Genomic DNA, 16826 nt, shown 5'->3' on the forward strand with positions numbered 1-16826 from the left:
TCGTATCAATAGATTCGAACGATATTTTTTCTGTTGAAAATTAGATTACAACTTGGTGAAATCGTCTTTTAGAACTTTTATTTTCGCCAACAAATCTTTCTTTACTACTTCGTATTGATCTGCAGAATCTAACGGATGATGAACCGAAAAATAGAACTTAATTTTCGGCTCTGTCCCCGAAGGCCGACAAGCTACCTTGCTGCCATTTTCGGTATAGAATATCAATACATTAGATTTTGGTATTGACAAATGCTCTTCTTTATTTGTGATTAGATTTCGAGAAACAGAGGTTTGATAATCATTAATTTTGATTACTGCAGAACCTGCTATTTCTTTGGGCGGATTTTCTCTGAAAGTCAGCATCATTTTTTGGATCGTTTCTGCCCCTTCTTTACCGGGTTTCACTAACGAGATCAAGTCTTCTTGATAAGCGCCCAACTCTACATAAATGTCGATTAGTTTTTGATACAATGATCGACCTTTAGCTTTTTCTACAGCAGCAATTTCGGCAATCAACAAAGAAGAGGTTACCGAGTCTTTATCGCGAACAAAATCCCCTACCATAAAACCAAAAGACTCTTCTCCTCCACCGATAAATTTCTGTTTACCTTCTTCTTGGCGAATCATGTCTGCAATCCATTTAAAGCCCGTTAGTCCGACTTTACAATCTACTCCGAATTTTTCTGCCATCGGGAAAAAGATATCCGAGGTTACAATCGTCGAACCAATGAATTCTTTTCCAGTAATCTTACCATCTTTTTGCCATTGTTCTAGCAAATAATAAGTTAGCAATGTATTGGTCTGATTACCGTTGAGTAAGATCATTTTCCCGTTTAAATCTCTAATAGCAACTCCTAATCTATCAGCATCGGGATCGGTACCGATTACTAAATCTGCCCCGATTTTTTCGGCCAAATCAAGAGCCATAGAGAGTGCTTCGGGTTCTTCTGGGTTGGGAGACTTCACGGTCGGGAAATCGCCATTCGGTTCTTTTTGTTCTTCGACTAAATGAAATTGTTTGAAGCCTGCTTTATCAAATGCTTTTGGCGTGATGGCAATTGAGGTTCCGTGAATCGTGGTGAAAACAATTTTTATATTTTCTTTTCCTTGATCATTAAAACGTACATTTTCTACGGCAGCTTCGATAAAAGCGCGATCAACTTCTTCTCCGATAAACGTTAACAGCTCGTCATTTCCAGAAAAGTTGATATCTCCAACTTCTACAGTTTGTACCTTTTCTATAATAGCTTTATCATGTGGTGGTACAATCTGTCCACCATCATTCCAATACACCTTGTATCCGTTGTAGTTTGGCGGATTATGCGAGGCCGTGAGAACTATCCCTGCATTACAATGCAAATGTCGTACAGCAAACGACAATTCTGGAGTCGGCCGAAAGTTATCGAACAGATAAACTTTTATGCCATTTGCGGTTAGGATGTCGGCTACGATTCTTGCAAATGTATCGGAGTTGTGTCGTACGTCATAGGCTATTGCCACAGATTTTTCTTCGGATGGGAATTGTTCTTTGATATAGTTTGCCAAACCTTGTGTTGCAGCACCCAACGTGTATTTATTGAGTCGATTGGTTCCTACACCCATTATTCCGCGCATTCCTCCAGTACCAAATTCCAAATCCTTGTAAAAAGAGTCATCCATTTCTTTTGGATCTTGTTCGATTAGTCTTTTTACTTCTTGGCGTGTTTTTTCATCATACACGTCTGTTAACCATTGCTGTGCTTTTTCTAAGCTTGTTTTCATGTTGTACTATTTTTTTATTACTTGCGCTTGATCAGCAATTTTGGTGTCTTTTCTTGGGTTTCCTATATATTCTACAACAGCGGTCCCTTTGGCATCTCCTACCAAAGAGTTTCTAGAGTTTATAATGATTTGTGCATTATTTTCCACTACAAATTTGGTATCATTTACTTCGAAATTTGTTAAGTTTAGGTTTGCCTGATCATAGGCTTTCAAATTCAGATTGACTGCTGTTCCTCTTAGGTCTACTTGAGTTTGATTTTGTGCTTTCAAATCAAAATCATTCGTTATTAGATAGATTTCACTTAACTTTGCTTGATCTTTTAACGAGATTGCCAGATTGTCTGCATTCAATGTTCCGACTACTTTAGCACTGGTTAAACCTTTTATTTCTAAGTTTTTAAAATCCCTAGTTACATAAACAAAAACTTGGTAATTGTTGTATTTATCCACTGGAATTTTCTCACTGAGTAACAAGGTTTTACCTTTGGCTTCTATGGTAAAGTTATCGAGAATATTTTGATGACTTTCTACCTCTACTTTATTTTCAGTTCCAGGTATCAAGGTTAATTCGCAATTACAGTTTGCTTCTAGTGACTGTATAGTTTCTACATTTTTCGAAACAATTTTTTGGTTGGATGGACCTTCTCCATCTATATTCGATTGACATGATGCAAAAAGCAAGCTTGCCACAGAAAGTACATATATTTTTTTCATAATGTTTAATTTAATAGACATTGATTTGATCCTTTATCGAATACAATGTTTTGTCTGTTTTTTTTCTTACGATGAGTTCTCCCAAAAACGCTGCCAAAAATAGCTGAGTTCCTAAAACCATCGTTGTCAAAGAAATATAAAAAAAAGGATTATCGGTTATTAAGCGGGCTGGTTTTTCTCGTATATAAACTTTTATAAGCTTATCAAAGCCTAAATACATCGAAAATAAAAATCCTAATAGAAACATTAACGTACCCAAAAGGCCGAAAATATGCATTGGTCGATTCCCAAATTTCGAAACAAATGATAATGTTATCAAGTCTAGAAAGCCATTCACGAAACGACTTGCGCCAAATTTAGAATAACCGTATTTCCTTGCCTGGTGCCGTACTTGTTTTTCTAAGATTACATTGTAGCCATTATTTTTGGCCAAAACAGGAATGTATCGGTGCATATCCCCATAGAGTTCAAGGTTCTTTGCAACTTCACTTTTATAGGCTTTCAGGCCGCAATTGAAGTCATGTAACTCGACTCCAGAGGTTTTTCTTGCCACCCAATTGAATAACTTCGAGGGTAGATTTTTCGTTAGTTTGGGATCTTTTCTTTTTTGCTTCCAACCCGAGACAATGTCTGCATTTTTATTAATCAACATGGAATAAAGATTTGGGATTTCTTCGGGGAAATCTTGTAGATCAGCATCCATCGTAATGACAACTTCGCCTTTTGCTATTGCAAAAGCTGCACTTAACGCTTGAGATTTTCCATAATTTTTTCGGAAACGAATGGCTCTTATTTCTAGGTTGAATTTTGATAAATACTCAATTACCTGCCAAGAATCATCCGTACTCCCGTCATCAACAAAAATCACCTCGAATGAGTAGTCGTATTGTTGACATATTTTTTTTATACGACTGAATAGTTCTTCTAAAGAATCTTGCTCATTGAGCAACGGAATGACAATCGAAAGCTTCATTTTAATAGATACGTTTTTTTAGAAATTGAGCAAAAAAGGCCGAAATCATTATGTAATACAATAAAACTAAGGGGTAGAAGGCAAAGAAGTTACGAAAAGAGAATAAATTAACGCCCATCACACTTTCGTCTTCTCGTAATTTTTGGATATCTTCTTTGATACTTGCTTCATTGTTATCGGAAAAAGTATCCATAAAACCATCTTTAAGGACATCTTGTAGCCATAGACCAGATGTATTCATAAAAATGAAAATAATTATTAGACTAACACTTCCACCCAAGAATAAGGGTAAAAACCCTTCTCTCAATCCTTCTCTAAAGGTCATTAAATGCTCTATTTCTGTAGCGGTTTTGGCTTTTCTCTTAGAGTAAGTAAAGACCTTGTAAAAAGCATAACCTCCATATAAAGGCACCAAAACAAAGGCGTTGAGAAAGATAGAGGTTTTGTAAAAAGATTTTGCAGTAATGGACCCATTCGTGCTGAAAATCATATAATATCCGAAAAAAATAACCAAAGTTGCAGCGACTAAAATCACGGCATCTTTAATAAAAGTTGACAATTGATTCATCTGACAAAGATAACGAAACTCGTTTGAAAAAAATGTATATTTATACTAACTATCCTTTACTTTTATATTCTGAATTTTATAATAAGATTCTAGCATTTCTACCTATTTTTTGTTTTTTATTTATTCATAATCGATTGATCTGTTACACAACCTAAAAAGAATGCATGATCAAGAAAAACTTCATTATAATCCAGCCAAACAATTTTTGGATAGAGATTTTTCATCGAAAGTAGTAAAGATTGAGAAAATGCAGAGTATTATCTTTGTATTTGCATACACTTTTTTTTTAATAAGCTAGGTATATTCACCCATAACACACGAAACAAGAAAAAAATTACCAACTAACAATCAACAAATTACAAAGGATTGAACATGTTTTTAGCGAATTGATTTTCTGTTATAAAAAAATAAGCATATATTTGCATCGGCAAGTCCTACACAACCAGCTCCTGTTGAATCCTCCAGGACGGGAACGTAGCAAAGGTAAACGGTTGTAGCGGTGTGATGTAGGTCGCTTGCCACTTTTTTTTTAAATTCCTCTCAACAATTTTTTTCCCCTTATTTTTATTCGTAATTTTGCGTCCATTGTTTTGAATTCAATGGAAAAAAATACACCAAAATTTATCTTTGTAACAGGTGGCGTTACCTCTTCCCTAGGGAAAGGAATTGTCGCATCTTCCCTTGGAATGTTGCTACAAGCACGTGGCTATCGTGTAACAATCCAAAAATTAGACCCTTATATTAACGTCGATCCAGGCACACTGAATCCGTACGAGCATGGTGAATGCTATGTAACCGAAGACGGAGCAGAAACCGACCTCGATCTCGGACACTACGAACGTTTTCTCAATCGAGCTACTTCACAAGCCAATAGCGTAACTACTGGTCGTGTGTACCAAACCGTAATAGAAAAAGAACGTCGTGGAGATTATTTAGGTAAAACTGTTCAGGTTGTCCCACATATTACCAATGAAATAAAAAGAAGAATAAAACTTCTTGGCAATACAGGAGATTACGACATCATTATTACCGAAATCGGAGGAACTGTAGGCGACATAGAGTCGTTACCTTATATAGAAACCGTTCGCCAACTGATTTGGGAATTAGGGGAGAAAAATTCTATAGTGATTCACCTCACATTAGTTCCTTATCTATCTGCTTCTGGCGAATTGAAAACCAAACCTACCCAACACTCTGTTCGTACTTTGATGGAAAGTGGCATCCGAGCAGATGTATTGGTTACGCGCACCGAACATCATTTACCAAAAGACGTAAAAGCGAAATTGGCACAATTCTGCAATGTGAAAAAAGAAAATGTAATCGAATGTATGGATGCCGAATCCATCTATGGCGTTCCTTTCTTATTGCATGAGCAACAATTTGACGAAGTCGTTCTCAAAGGACTAGATTTACCTTATAATCAACAACCCGATTTTACACTTTGGAAAACCTTCTTAGAACGCTCACTACACCCAAAAAACGAAATCGAAATTGCTTTGGTAGGAAAATATGTAACCCTCCACGACTCCTACAAATCAATCACAGAAGCTTTTACACATGCTGGTGCAACACTAGACACAAAAGTAAAAGTTCGTTGGGTTTATTCTGGCGATCTTACCGAAAGCAATGTGGCCGATGAACTAAAAGGTGTACACGGCATATTGATTGCTCCTGGTTTTGGGGATCGCGGTATTAATGGCAAAATTATCGCAGCCAATTATGCTCGCCGAAATCGTATCCCAACCTTAGGGATTTGTTTAGGGATGCAGATCATGGCGATAGAATTTGCGCGTAATGTTTTAGGCTATGAAAAAGCAGATTCTACCGAAATGGATACCCAAACACCTCACCCTGTTATCTCTCTTATGGATGCCCAAAAAAATGTTACCGAAAAAGGTGGTACAATGCGTCTAGGAAGTTGGGTATGCGAATTGATCGAAGGTTCTAAAGCTGCCTCTATATACAAAAGCCAATTGATCAAAGAGCGTCATCGTCATCGTTACGAGTTCAATAACGATTTCAAAGAAGAGTTCGAACAAAACAACTTTATCCCAACAGGAATTAATCCTGAAACAGAACTGGTAGAAATATTAGAACTAGACCAACATCCATTTTACATGGGTGTGCAATTTCACCCGGAATACAAAAGTACGGTTGACTCACCTCATCCATTATTTATACAATTTATCGAGGCAACCCTTAATCACTCATTAAACGAAAAAATCAATGCAAAAGGAGAGAAACTTTGACTTTAATCAGCTCATCGGCTTTGTATTAATCGCCATATTATTTGGTGTTTACTTCTGGATGACCAAGCCCTCTGAAGAAGAATTGGCTAGGCAAAAACAGGAGTTACTAGCCAAAGAAGCTACTGAAAAAAACAAGGGAACCCAAAAAGATATTGCTCAATTCCCTACCGACTCCCTCGCTACACAACAAGTGGTAAAGGAGGAGAATGTTACCTTCGAAAATGAGCACGTAAAAATTCAGGTTAACGGTAGAGGTGGACAAATTGGCTTAGTACAATTAAAAGAGCATTTAGCATTCGATTCACTAAAAGGCGTTGATGCACAACCACTCTATTTAGTGAAAGATGGCAATAGCCAGTTTAATTTAAGCTTTAAAGATATCAATGGAAAAACCATTAATACGAAAGAACTAATTTTCAGCCCGAAACAAGAACAAAAAGGGTCGACTAAAGTTCTTACGATGACCGCCCAAATTGGTGCCGGGCAATTGCATTATATCTACTCTTTTGATGATAAATATGGATTAGATTTCCAGATACGGTCACAAGGATTGCACCGAGTAACGCATGACAAAAACATTGCACTTAACTGGAATTTGGATGCATTTAGTTTAGAAAAAGGTAAAGATCAAGAGCATTATTGGTCGCATACATATTTCAAACTCTCGGGTAAAAATAGCGTAGAATATGAACTTTTTGGTGCCGATAAATGGGAAGAAAAAGAAAGTATTGATTGGATTGCCTTTAAGCAACAATTTTTCGCTTCTATTCTATCCTTTGATGGGGGATTGAAAAACACCAATGGTGGTTCGATAAATTACGAAATCGGAAAAAGCAAATACAACAAAGGATTTAATTTTAGCGCACCAATCGAAATAAAATCTGGTGAAATCAATCAACATTTATCATGGGATTTTGTTCCACTAGACTTTAATAATCTGAAAAAATACAATGATAAAGGATTCGAAAAAATTGTATCGTATGGTTGGGGATTCTTAGGATGGTTGAATAAATATTTTTTCTTATTTATATTCCAATCTTTGGCAAAAATTGTTCCATACGGATGGGCAATATTCTTGATGACCATCGTAGTAAAATTAGTTCTATCACCGATTATGTACAAGCAGTACAGACAAAGTGCAATGATGAAAGTTTTGCGTCCTGAACTCAATGAACTCAATGAAAAATTCAAAGATCCGAAAGATGCAATGAAAAAGCAGCAAGCCACCATGGAAATTTATCGCAAAGCAGGGGTTAATCCACTTGCAGGTTGTTTACCAGCTTTATTGCAGATTCCGATTTTCTATGCTTTGTTCCGATTCTTTCCGAACGTAATCGACTTGCGAGGAGAACCTTTTTGGTTTGCTGAAGATTTAACCGCCTTCGATTCGGTTATTCAGATACCAGCAAGTATCCCATTCCTCAACGGACACTTGAGTATTTTTGCTCTTTTATATATCGTTGCGATGATGGTCTATTTCAAAGTATCTGGTTCGATGGATAACTTCAACAATATGCCACAGCAAGAAGGGATGCCCAATATGCAATTCATGAAATACATGATGTATATAATGCCTATTTTCTTCTTCGTATTCTTAAATAATTACGCTTCTGGTCTTTCTTGGTATTATTTGGTATCGAATGTGATTAATATTTTCATTGTTCTTTATATCAAAAACGTAATGATCAAAGAAGATAAAATCCATGCAATGATACAAGAAAACAAAGCTAAACCTATGAAAACAAGCAAGTTTAGCCAACGCATGCAAGAAATGATGAAAAAAGCACAAGAAATGCAAGCCGAACAAGAGCGAATGAAGAAAAACAATAAAAGATAATTCATCTTACACCATAACAACACAAGAAGCCTTATCTTTGAATAAGGCTTTTTTTATATGAAATATTTAAGATACGGTTTATTGTTTTGCACTGTTTTATGGTTTGGATGTCGCCCTTCGATTGATGAAAAAGAGTTGGCATATACCAAAATCATCGAAAGAAATAAACCCAAAGATGGTTTTCCGAAACCGGTTGGTTATGTAAACGATTTTGATTCTATTTTCTCTGTTACCGAAAAAAACAAATTGCAGGATAAACTTCAACGTTACGATAATCTTACCTACAATCGTATTATTTTGGTCACCATACCTAGCTATTATCAATATTCTTCGATAGACGATTTTGCAAAAAACCTTGGCGAACAATGGGATATGACTAAAAAAGAAATTGACAATACTATCTTTATTATTGTGAATCTTGCCCAAAAAGAAGTGAAAATAGAAGTAGGCTCTACAAGTGAAAATTTTATCCAAGACTCGATAAAAGAAAAAATCACAGAAAATCTATTACAAGATGCTCTGCCCCAAAATAAGCTTTACGATGGTTTTGACAAGGCTATAAATAAACTGATTATGGCTCGACAAAAATCAACCTTCTAAAATGTAAAAGGTGAAAACCGCAATGGTTTTCACCTTTTACATTTTAGAAGCTATTGAACTAGTTTATTTTTCTATAGTTTTGTAACGTGCAGTTGTCAACTCTTTTGAGATTGCGGTACGCTCCATTTTTATTTTCCCTGCACCAGTTTCTAGGATAAAATGGTCATCAGACAATTGTCCTATTCTACCATGAATCCCAGAGGTCGTTACCACCTGATCACCGACTTTTACCTCGTCTTGAAATAGTTTTTCTTTTTTTTGTCTTTGCATAGTCGGACGAATCATAAAGAAGTACATTATGATGAACATTCCACCAAAAAGCAGCAATGTTCCCCATCCTCCTCCTTCAGCGCCTGCTTGTAAAAAAATTGATGAAGTCATTCGTATTATTTTTTTTATTTTTTAGTTGCTTATTCTACAACGTTTGCAGAAATCGTAAACTCCTCTAAACCTTGAGCTGTATTTGTCGTAAGACTTACTTTTTTCTGTGTGTTTCCTAGAACAGTTCCTGCAGTAAACTGAACTTTGATCGAATCTTTACCGCCTGCAGGTATAGGTTCTTTCGGCCACTCTGGCACTGTACAACCACAAGTTGCACGCGCGTCTTTTATCACTAGTGGAGATTTCCCTTCGTTGGTGATAACGAAATAATGATCTTTGGATTCATTCATTTTCACATCGCCATAATTGAAGTTCGATTCGCTCAATACCAAAACTGGTGCATTTTCTGGATCCACCACATTTTCGGCAATTTCTGTTTTTTCCTGCTCAGTATACACATCTGTGGCACTTTCTTTTTTACAAGCTGTAAAAGCTGTTGTTATAGCTAAAGCACCCAATAAGAAGAGTCTATTTTTTTTCATACTTTTTATTATTTCTTCAAATATACTTAAAATTATTTTTCAAATAATCCTCTCCCGAATTTATTTACCTGATTAGAGTCGGTTAGTTTTCTCAAAGCTTTGTCTAAAATTCCATTCACGAAAATTCTACTTTTTTCGGTTGAATAATTCTTCGCCAATTCGATGTATTCATTGATCGTAACTTTGGTAGGGATACTTGGAAAATGTTTAAACTCGGTAATTGCCATCTCTAAAATAATCAAATCAACAGCAGCAATCCTATCCAACTCCCAGTTTTCGGCCATCTGACCAATGAATTCTTTGTTTTGAGATTGATGCTTCACCGTTAATCGAAATAAATCTTGTGCAAACTTTTGATCTTCCTCGTCTTTATACACTTTGAAAAGCTTGATATTTTCTCCACTTTTTGTTGTAAAAGATTGTATCGTATTATACACCATCGTATTCGCAATATGAATATCATCTACCCAATTGATGTGTTGCTCCTCGAACCAATCGTGCAGACCTTCGTTATCGGCAATAAAATTCACGAAAAATTGTGTAATAAATGCTTTGTCCTCATCTAAAGAGTGTATTTCACTCTTCATATAATCTACATACAAATCACTTTTTATCAACGACTTGTAAATATTATTGGGGTACGAATCATAAATATCCCAACTAATTTGTTTGTTCTTACTTACATAGTCGTTCAACTCATTATTTATCGATAAAATATGAAAAACTTTGTTTTCGACAAACTTCATATTCGGGTGTAAGTCTTCCTGTGTTGGGAAGTTTTTGGTTTTACCTATCTCGATTTTCTCGAGTGCAATGTCTTTCAGTATCAAAATAGTATTAAGAAGGTAAAGGTATAAATCGTATATCTGATCGATGCCTTTCATCATATTTTTCTCGATGATACGAACATCACTATCAGACCCTTGACTATTGTACGCATAGATTGCTTGCATTACTTTTTCTCGAAGTTGTCTTCTTCCCAACATAATTTCAATGATATAACGTCCTAAATTTTGGCAAAGGTACGTAAAATTGTAATTTTGTCTAGTGAAAGCGTTACAGAAATTAAATAAATTCTTGTGGAACTATAAATGGAAACTCATTATTGGTTTTTTTCTCATCATTTGTTCCAACTATGTCAATGTATTTTCAATCAATTATATTGGGAAAGCTCTGAACTCTGTACAAGAGTTATTGACCAACTTTATAGAGAAGGGTAACCTCGATATTGAAACCCTCAAGCAAGGTCTTTTATGGACAGTCTTGGCTTTTATTGGTTTGAAGATTTTGGCCGGTATATTAACCATCGGAACGCGACAAATGATTATTGCCACTTCGAGATTGATAGAGTACGACCTGAAAAATGTTATCTTCCAGCATTATCAGAACCTATCGCTCACCTTCTATAAGAAAAATAAAACAGGCGATTTAATGAACCGTATCACCGAAGATGTTTCGCTCGTACGACAATATTTAGGGCCGGGAATTATGTACCCAATCGATTTACTTTCTCGCACGTTCATTTTGTTTTTCTTTATGTTGCAAATCGATCGAGACCTTACCCTATACACCCTGGCACCTTTACCTATTTTATCTTTATTGATTTACCAAGTTGCACTTCGGATCAATAAAAGAAGTAAAATACTGCAAGCACAACAATCGCTTATTTCTTCTTCTGTACAAGATACCTTTGCCGGAATACGAATCATCAAGTCTTTCAACACCGAGAATTTTATCAAGAAAAAATACGAATTAAGCTCTGATTTATACCAAGATAAAGCACTTTCTTTAGCACAAATTCAGGCAGCTTTTGGTCCGTTAATGATTATTATTGTAGGGCTTAGCAATCTAGTGATTTTATATCTAGGCGGAAAGAAATACATGGACGGAACGCTAAGCATTGGTGTAATCGGACAATTTTTCATGTACCTCAACATGTTGATTTGGCCATTTACATCTTTGGGTTGGGTAACGATGATTGTGCAGCGTGCGGAAGCCTCGATGGCAAGAATCAATGAGTTTCTTGATCAAGAATCAGAAATAGTAAATCATACCCAAGAGCCTACACCAATCAAAGGAGAAATCGAGTTCCGAAATGTCAGTTATATCTATGAAAATACAGGTATCAAAGCTCTCGACAGTGTTTCCTTCAAACTAAAAAAAGGAGAAACCTTAGCGATTATTGGCAAAACAGGTTCGGGAAAATCGACCATTGCTTTACTGATTGCTCGTTTGTTGCAACCAACATCAGGTGAAATTCTTCTGGATGGCAAACCTTTGGATTCATTCAACTTATACGACTTGAGAGAAGCTATTGGGTTTGTCCCTCAAGAATCCTTTTTATTTTCGGATACTATCCAAAACAATATTCTATTTGGGAGTGATGAACAAGACCAAGAGAAAGCAATACATTATGCCAAACAAGCTGTGGTGCACGATAACATTATGGGTTTCAAAGAAGCTTATCAAACGGTTGTTGGAGAGCGCGGCGTCACACTTTCGGGTGGGCAAAAACAACGTATCTCTATTGCAAGAGCTTTGGTAAAAAACCCTCAGATTCTTATTTTCGATGATGCTCTTTCTGCTGTTGACACTGAAACAGAAGAACAAATTCTCACAAATTTAGAAACCGAAATCGAGTCCAAAACAGCCATTATTATTACTCATAGAATTTCATCGGCCAAAAATGCCAACGAGGTTTTAGTCTTGAATGATGGGCAGGTTGAAGAGTTCGACACACCATCGAATTTAATGAAAAGTGATAATTATTTTTCTATCCTATATAGAGAGCAACTCAAAGAAACCTAAATTATTTTTAGAAACCCTTGCTTTTAGTTAAAATTTATTTAGTTTTGTTAACAAAGTATTAAAAAATAAATTACCTTTAACACATGAGCGAATTTGAAAAATATGAAAGTGTAGATACAGATGGGATATTTTCCAAGGTACTACGAGCAGGACGCCGAACGTATTTTTTCGATGTAAGAGAGACCAAGGCAGGCGATTATTATCTCACCATAACCGAGAGTAAAAAGAATACTTTAGACGATGGAAACATCCAATACAAAAAACACAAGATTTATTTGTATAAAGAAGATTTTACCAATTTCAAAGAATTGTTAAACGAAACTACCGCCTATATTCTAAAAGAAAAAGGTGAAGTTGTAATTTCTGAAAAACATCAAAACGATTTCAATCCGAAAAAAGAGTTCTCGAACGACCAAAGTAATGGGGTAACAAACGATTTCACAGATCTCGAGTTCGAAGACATTTAATCATAAACTTTATCGACAAAAAAAGCCGTGAAATTGTTTATTATTCACGGCTTTTTTTATGCTATAAGCTTGGTTTATTTCGCTATTTTTTTATAGATAAAAAGCAATAGCACTGCACCTAGAATTGCAACAAGAAACCCCTGGAAAGACCATTTACTTTCGTCGAGCGTAAAAAAGAAAGAAGCTATCCATCCGCCCAAAATAGAACCTAAGATCCCAATTATTATAGTTACGAAAAATCCTCCTGGGTCTTTACCTGGAGATATCATTTTAGCAATTACACCCGCAATTAATCCGAAAATAGCCCATGAAATAATATTCATGATAAAGCCAAAAATCAAAGTTGAAATTAACATATTTTTATTTTTTTAAAGTTTATATTATCAGTTTAACAAAAAACATACCTAAAAAGAAAAAGATAAATAAAACTTAAAATTTTAACATTTCTCCAAAACTCAATATTATAGCGTAACTTTGCCTTGGTTAATAAAAAAACAAACTATACGAATGGCTTTAATAAAATCTATATCTGGTATACGCGGCACTATTGGTGGCGAACCTGGCAACAACCTTACACCTATCGATGCAGTGAAGTTTGCAGCTGCCTATGGTACTTGGCTAAGAGAAAATAAAACGAAACAATCTTTATCGGTGGTGATTGGTCGAGATGCCCGTATTTCGGGCGAAATGATAAGTCAATTGGTATCCAACACCTTGATTGGGTTAGGCATACATGTAATCGATTTAGGCTTATCGACCACTCCTACGGTAGAGGTTATGGTACCAAAACTAGATGCAGATGGAGGGATAATCTTAACCGCTTCTCATAACCCAAAAGAATGGAATGCACTGAAACTCCTCAATGAACAAGGAGAATTCATTTCTGCAGCAGAAGGGCAAAAAATTTTAGACCTTGCCGAAAAAGAAGCTTTTCAGTTTGCGAAGGTGGATGATCTTGGCCAATATAAAAGCTATACAACCGCAATTGACGAACATATTGAAATGATTTTGGCTTTACCTTTGGTAAACAAAGAAGCCATACAAGCAAAAAATTTCAAAGTGGTGATAGATGCTGTAAATTCTACCGGAGGAATTGCTATCCCCAAATTGTTGGATCAATTAGGAGTATCGTATATAAAATTATATTGCGAGCCGAACGGCCATTTCCCACACAATCCAGAACCTCTAAAAGAACATCTTACCGATATCTCTAAAAAAGTAGTGGAAGAAAAAGCAGATTTCGGCATTGTTGTAGATCCCGATGTAGACCGCTTGGCACTAATCAATGAAGACGGCTCTATGTTTGGTGAAGAATACACCCTGGTAGCTGTTGCCGACTATGTATTGAGCAAAACTCCTTCTGCAACGGTTTCAAATCTTTCTTCTTCGCGTGCTTTGAGTGACATTGCTAAAAAATATGGCCAAATTTATGAGCCTTCTGCAGTGGGTGAAGTAAACGTGGTAGAAAAAATGAAAGAATTGAATGCGAAAATTGGCGGTGAAGGAAATGGTGGAATTATTTATCCAGAGTTGCATTATGGCCGTGACTCATTGGTCGGGATTGCACTTTTCTTGACACATTTAGCAGAACAAAATAAAAAAGTAAAAGAACTTAGAGATACTTATCCGGCTTATTATATGGCCAAAAAGAAAATCGAATTGACCCCTGAAGTCGATGTTGATCAAATTTTAGAAAACATCCAAAACCATTATAAAGACACCAATATCAATACCATAGATGGAGTAAAAATTGATTTTGACGATGAGTGGATTCACCTAAGAAAATCGAATACAGAACCGATTATCCGAATCTATACCGAGAGTACTTCGCAAGAAAAAGCAGAAGCTTTGGCCGATTCTGTTATAGAAAAAATAAAACATATTGTATAGAAAGTTATAAACTAGAGAATAGAACCTTAATTTTATCAAATAATATCACTAACTTTCGTATATGGATGATGAATTAATGAATAATGATTACGTAGACCAATTTGAATCGATGCTCGAAAACAATGATACTATTTTTTTCGATTCGGAGCAAATGTGTGAGATTATTGCTTTTTATCTAGAAATTGGTGATTACGAATATGCACAGAAGGCCTTAGAATATGCCTATCAATTGTATCCAGACAATACCAATATACAGATAAAAGAGTTAGAGTACTATATATATATCGACGAATTGGTTGCTGCTACAGAAATAATAAGAAAACTAAGAGATTTGGCTCAAAATGATTTGGACTATCTTTTGGCAGTGGCTAAATATTGGAGCCTGAAAAACAACCCAAAGTTAGCAATCCAATTCTACCAAAAAGCTTTGATGTGGGATGAAGAGCTTGATTATATTTATAATTGCATTGGGAGCGAATACCTCCATTTAGATGCTTTGAGTTCTGCGTTGGTGTATTTTAAAAAATCATTGGACGAAAATCCACAAAACGAATTTGCTTTCTACTCGGCCATACAATGCTACGAAGAGCTTCATCAAACCAATGAATGCATAGAGTTTCTCAACCATATTATTGATCAAGATCCATACAACGAAAATGCATGGTATCAATTGGGTACACTTTATTCAAGTCAGAAAAAATACCAAGAAGCCCTTCGGGCATTCGATTTTGTTACAATCATCAATCCGCAAAACATTTCAGGCTATAACCAGAAAGCATTTTGCTTCGAGCAATTACAAGATTATACAGCGGCTATTCTAGAATACCAAGAAATTTTACCTTTGGATGATACAGCGGCTTTTACCTACATCAAAATTGGGGAATGTTACAAGAAATTAAAACAACCATTCAAAGCACTTCAGGCTTTCCACAAAGCTATTCATGATGATCCACAATTAGAAAAAGCTTGGATTTGCACTTCTGATTTGTACGAGAGTTTAGGAAATTATCAAGACGCAATGTATTACCTAGATCGTGCACTAGATTTGGATGCCAACGTTTCTGATTATAGAAAAAGACATGCCTATCTCAACATTCAACTTGGCCAGTACGAAGAAGCCATACAAGACTATCAGTTCTTAACCGAGCATGACCCCCTAAATCTCTACAATTGGTTGGGCATGGTAGAGACCCTGATTGCGATTGGTGATTATTCTCGTGCTGTAGAAACCATCCATAAAGGACTGGTACACTTCAATCGTGCCGAATTGTTGTATCAGCTAAGTAATTGCTATTATTTATTGAATGAGGAAGAAAAAGGTCTAAATGCTTTTCAACTTGCAGTACGACTAGACGAATCCCTCAAGGTCGAGATGTATAAAAAATATCCTATTCTTTTTAATAGAACAAGCTTTTTATTCGAAGAATAACACATTTTCAACGCTTTTAAATTCGATAAACTTGTGGCGAAATCGTAACTTGTGGTCATGCAAATCACCTAACTAATGAACTACATAGCACATCAAGTTTTATCATTCGGCGACCCGAATCTTCAGCTAGGAAATCTATTGGGTGAGGTAGTAAAAGGAAATCAATATCAGCAATACTCACCCAACTTACAAAAAGGGATATTATTGCATCGGCAAATAGACACATTTACCGACGCACACCCTATTGTGAAAGAGAGTACTGCCCTTTTGCATGCCGATCAAGGGAAATTTTCTCCTATTGTAATTGATGTTATTTTTGACTATTTCTTGATTCAACATTGGGAGACATTTGTTACACAACCTTTTAAGAGCTTCAAAAAAAATTGTTATCAATTATTCAAAACATCAGAACAAATCTTCCCACCAAAATTACAATACATTATCTACCATTTACTTTTACATGATTGGTTCGAGAACTACACTACACTAGAAGGTGTTGCACTTACCTTGCGCAATATTGGCAAGCGAACAAAGTTCGAGAATCGTTTGGCTAACTCCCTACCAATTCTTCGACAACATTTACCAGAGCTAGAAAGAAATTTTTTTTCTTTTTATCCACAATTAGAACAGAATTGCCGAAGATTTCTTTTTAGATAACATCAAATTT

General features: G+C 35.8%; 16 protein-coding genes and 1 other RNA gene. 9 read left to right on the forward strand and 8 right to left on the reverse strand.

What is annotated here, in order from left to right; genetic code table 11:
- Positions 1-45: 45 nt before the first annotated feature.
- Genes WEEVI_RS02910 through WEEVI_RS02925 form a run of 4 tightly spaced genes read right to left on the reverse strand, consistent with a single transcriptional unit; the run spans position 46 to position 4016 of the window.
- The gene (locus tag WEEVI_RS02910; RefSeq protein ID WP_013597687.1) at positions 46-1761 is read right to left on the reverse strand and encodes a phospho-sugar mutase; all 1716 of its coding nucleotides are present in this window, start codon (positions 1759-1761) and stop codon (positions 46-48) included.
- 6 nt (positions 1762-1767) lie between these two features.
- Positions 1768-2475 carry a GIN domain-containing protein gene (locus WEEVI_RS02915; protein ID WP_168160793.1) on the reverse strand — a complete coding sequence of 236 codons (708 nt, stop codon included), beginning with the start codon at positions 2473-2475 and terminating at the stop codon, positions 1768-1770.
- A 10-nt stretch (positions 2476-2485) separates the two neighbouring features.
- Positions 2486-3448, reverse strand: coding sequence for a glycosyltransferase family 2 protein (locus WEEVI_RS02920; protein ID WP_013597689.1), 963 nt, complete (start codon positions 3446-3448; stop codon positions 2486-2488).
- A 1-nt stretch (position 3449) separates the two neighbouring features.
- Entirely contained in the window at positions 3450-4016 is a 567-nt protein-coding gene (locus tag WEEVI_RS02925; RefSeq protein WP_013597690.1) for a DUF4199 family protein, read from the reverse strand.
- A gap of 425 nt (positions 4017-4441) precedes the next feature.
- Here WEEVI_RS02925 and ffs point away from each other — a divergent pair.
- The 4 genes from ffs (at position 4442) to WEEVI_RS02940 (ending at position 8702) form a co-directional block, all read left to right on the forward strand.
- Positions 4442-4540, forward strand: an RNA gene (gene ffs, locus WEEVI_RS11050) — signal recognition particle sRNA small type.
- Between the two features lie 75 nt (positions 4541-4615).
- Positions 4616-6265, forward strand: a complete 1650-nt coding sequence (pyrG, locus tag WEEVI_RS02930) for a CTP synthase (protein ID WP_013597691.1) — start codon at positions 4616-4618, stop codon at positions 6263-6265.
- Entirely contained in the window at positions 6243-8102 is a 1860-nt protein-coding gene (gene yidC / locus WEEVI_RS02935; protein WP_013597692.1) for a membrane protein insertase YidC, read from the forward strand. Before pyrG ends, yidC begins: the two co-directional genes overlap by 23 nt.
- Before the next feature lie 57 nt (positions 8103-8159).
- Positions 8160-8702 carry a TPM domain-containing protein gene (locus WEEVI_RS02940; protein WP_013597693.1) on the forward strand — a complete coding sequence of 181 codons (543 nt, stop codon included), beginning with the start codon at positions 8160-8162 and terminating at the stop codon, positions 8700-8702.
- Between the two features lie 63 nt (positions 8703-8765).
- Here the strand turns inward: WEEVI_RS02940 and yajC are convergent, their stop codons facing one another.
- From yajC to nusB, 3 genes are read right to left on the reverse strand one after another with little or no spacing between them, the layout of a single operon-like run.
- Positions 8766-9083 (reverse strand): preprotein translocase subunit YajC, encoded by a 318-nt coding sequence (gene yajC / locus WEEVI_RS02945; RefSeq protein WP_013597694.1) that lies wholly within the window; start codon positions 9081-9083, stop codon positions 8766-8768.
- 29 nt (positions 9084-9112) lie between these two features.
- The gene (locus WEEVI_RS02950) at positions 9113-9565 is read right to left on the reverse strand and encodes a DUF1573 domain-containing protein (protein WP_013597695.1); all 453 of its coding nucleotides are present in this window, start codon (positions 9563-9565) and stop codon (positions 9113-9115) included.
- A 32-nt stretch (positions 9566-9597) separates the two neighbouring features.
- The gene (nusB, locus tag WEEVI_RS02955) at positions 9598-10551 is read right to left on the reverse strand and encodes a transcription antitermination factor NusB (RefSeq protein ID WP_041942048.1); all 954 of its coding nucleotides are present in this window, start codon (positions 10549-10551) and stop codon (positions 9598-9600) included.
- A 61-nt stretch (positions 10552-10612) separates the two neighbouring features.
- Here nusB and WEEVI_RS02960 point away from each other — a divergent pair, with 61 nt between their 5' ends.
- Both WEEVI_RS02960 and WEEVI_RS02965 read left to right on the forward strand, forming a co-directional pair.
- Entirely contained in the window at positions 10613-12373 is a 1761-nt protein-coding gene (locus WEEVI_RS02960; RefSeq protein WP_013597697.1) for an ABC transporter ATP-binding protein, read from the forward strand.
- Between the two features lie 83 nt (positions 12374-12456).
- Positions 12457-12840 carry a PUR family DNA/RNA-binding protein gene (locus tag WEEVI_RS02965; RefSeq protein ID WP_013597698.1) on the forward strand — a complete coding sequence of 128 codons (384 nt, stop codon included), beginning with the start codon at positions 12457-12459 and terminating at the stop codon, positions 12838-12840.
- A 74-nt stretch (positions 12841-12914) separates the two neighbouring features.
- Here WEEVI_RS02965 and WEEVI_RS02970 read toward each other — a convergent pair whose 3' ends face one another.
- Complete coding sequence (locus tag WEEVI_RS02970) at positions 12915-13163, reverse strand: GlsB/YeaQ/YmgE family stress response membrane protein (RefSeq protein WP_041942243.1); 249 nt, start codon at positions 13161-13163, stop codon at positions 12915-12917.
- Between the two features lie 184 nt (positions 13164-13347).
- On the opposite strand from WEEVI_RS02970, the gene glmM reads away from it, so the two are divergent.
- The 3 genes from glmM to WEEVI_RS02985 all read left to right on the forward strand — a co-directional run bounded on the left by glmM (position 13348) and on the right by WEEVI_RS02985 (position 16816).
- The gene (gene glmM / locus WEEVI_RS02975) at positions 13348-14730 is read left to right on the forward strand and encodes a phosphoglucosamine mutase (protein ID WP_013597700.1); all 1383 of its coding nucleotides are present in this window, start codon (positions 13348-13350) and stop codon (positions 14728-14730) included.
- 61 nt (positions 14731-14791) lie between these two features.
- Positions 14792-16159: a tetratricopeptide repeat protein gene (locus WEEVI_RS02980; RefSeq protein WP_013597701.1), complete on the forward strand. Its 1368-nt coding sequence runs from the start codon at positions 14792-14794 to the stop codon at positions 16157-16159.
- A 75-nt stretch (positions 16160-16234) separates the two neighbouring features.
- Positions 16235-16816, forward strand: coding sequence for an acyl carrier protein phosphodiesterase (locus WEEVI_RS02985; protein ID WP_013597702.1), 582 nt, complete (start codon positions 16235-16237; stop codon positions 16814-16816).
- Positions 16817-16826 lie beyond the last annotated feature (10 nt).

The organism is Weeksella virosa DSM 16922, assembly GCF_000189415.1.
Classification (GTDB): domain Bacteria; phylum Bacteroidota; class Bacteroidia; order Flavobacteriales; family Weeksellaceae; genus Weeksella; species Weeksella virosa.

Bases quoted from the DNA above. Each gene is read 5' to 3' on its own strand.
- WEEVI_RS02910 (WP_013597687.1), bottom strand. From the start codon at position 1,761: ATGAAAACAAGCTTAGAAAAAGCACAGCAATGGTTAACAGACGTGTAT.
- WEEVI_RS02915 (WP_168160793.1), bottom strand. From the start codon at position 2,475: ATGAAAAAAATATATGTACTTTCTGTGGCAAGCTTGCTTTTTGCATCA.
- WEEVI_RS02920 (WP_013597689.1), bottom strand. From the start codon at position 3,448: ATGAAGCTTTCGATTGTCATTCCGTTGCTCAATGAGCAAGATTCTTTA.
- WEEVI_RS02925 (WP_013597690.1), bottom strand. From the start codon at position 4,016: ATGAATCAATTGTCAACTTTTATTAAAGATGCCGTGATTTTAGTCGCT.
- pyrG (WP_013597691.1), top strand. From the start codon at position 4,616: ATGGAAAAAAATACACCAAAATTTATCTTTGTAACAGGTGGCGTTACC.
- yidC (WP_013597692.1), top strand. From the start codon at position 6,243: ATGCAAAAGGAGAGAAACTTTGACTTTAATCAGCTCATCGGCTTTGTA.
- WEEVI_RS02940 (WP_013597693.1), top strand. From the start codon at position 8,160: ATGAAATATTTAAGATACGGTTTATTGTTTTGCACTGTTTTATGGTTT.
- yajC (WP_013597694.1), bottom strand. From the start codon at position 9,083: ATGACTTCATCAATTTTTTTACAAGCAGGCGCTGAAGGAGGAGGATGG.
- WEEVI_RS02950 (WP_013597695.1), bottom strand. From the start codon at position 9,565: ATGAAAAAAAATAGACTCTTCTTATTGGGTGCTTTAGCTATAACAACA.
- nusB (WP_041942048.1), bottom strand. From the start codon at position 10,551: ATGTTGGGAAGAAGACAACTTCGAGAAAAAGTAATGCAAGCAATCTAT.
- WEEVI_RS02965 (WP_013597698.1), top strand. From the start codon at position 12,457: ATGAGCGAATTTGAAAAATATGAAAGTGTAGATACAGATGGGATATTT.
- WEEVI_RS02970 (WP_041942243.1), bottom strand. From the start codon at position 13,163: ATGAATATTATTTCATGGGCTATTTTCGGATTAATTGCGGGTGTAATT.
- glmM (WP_013597700.1), top strand. From the start codon at position 13,348: ATGGCTTTAATAAAATCTATATCTGGTATACGCGGCACTATTGGTGGC.
- WEEVI_RS02980 (WP_013597701.1), top strand. From the start codon at position 14,792: ATGGATGATGAATTAATGAATAATGATTACGTAGACCAATTTGAATCG.
- WEEVI_RS02985 (WP_013597702.1), top strand. From the start codon at position 16,235: ATGAACTACATAGCACATCAAGTTTTATCATTCGGCGACCCGAATCTT.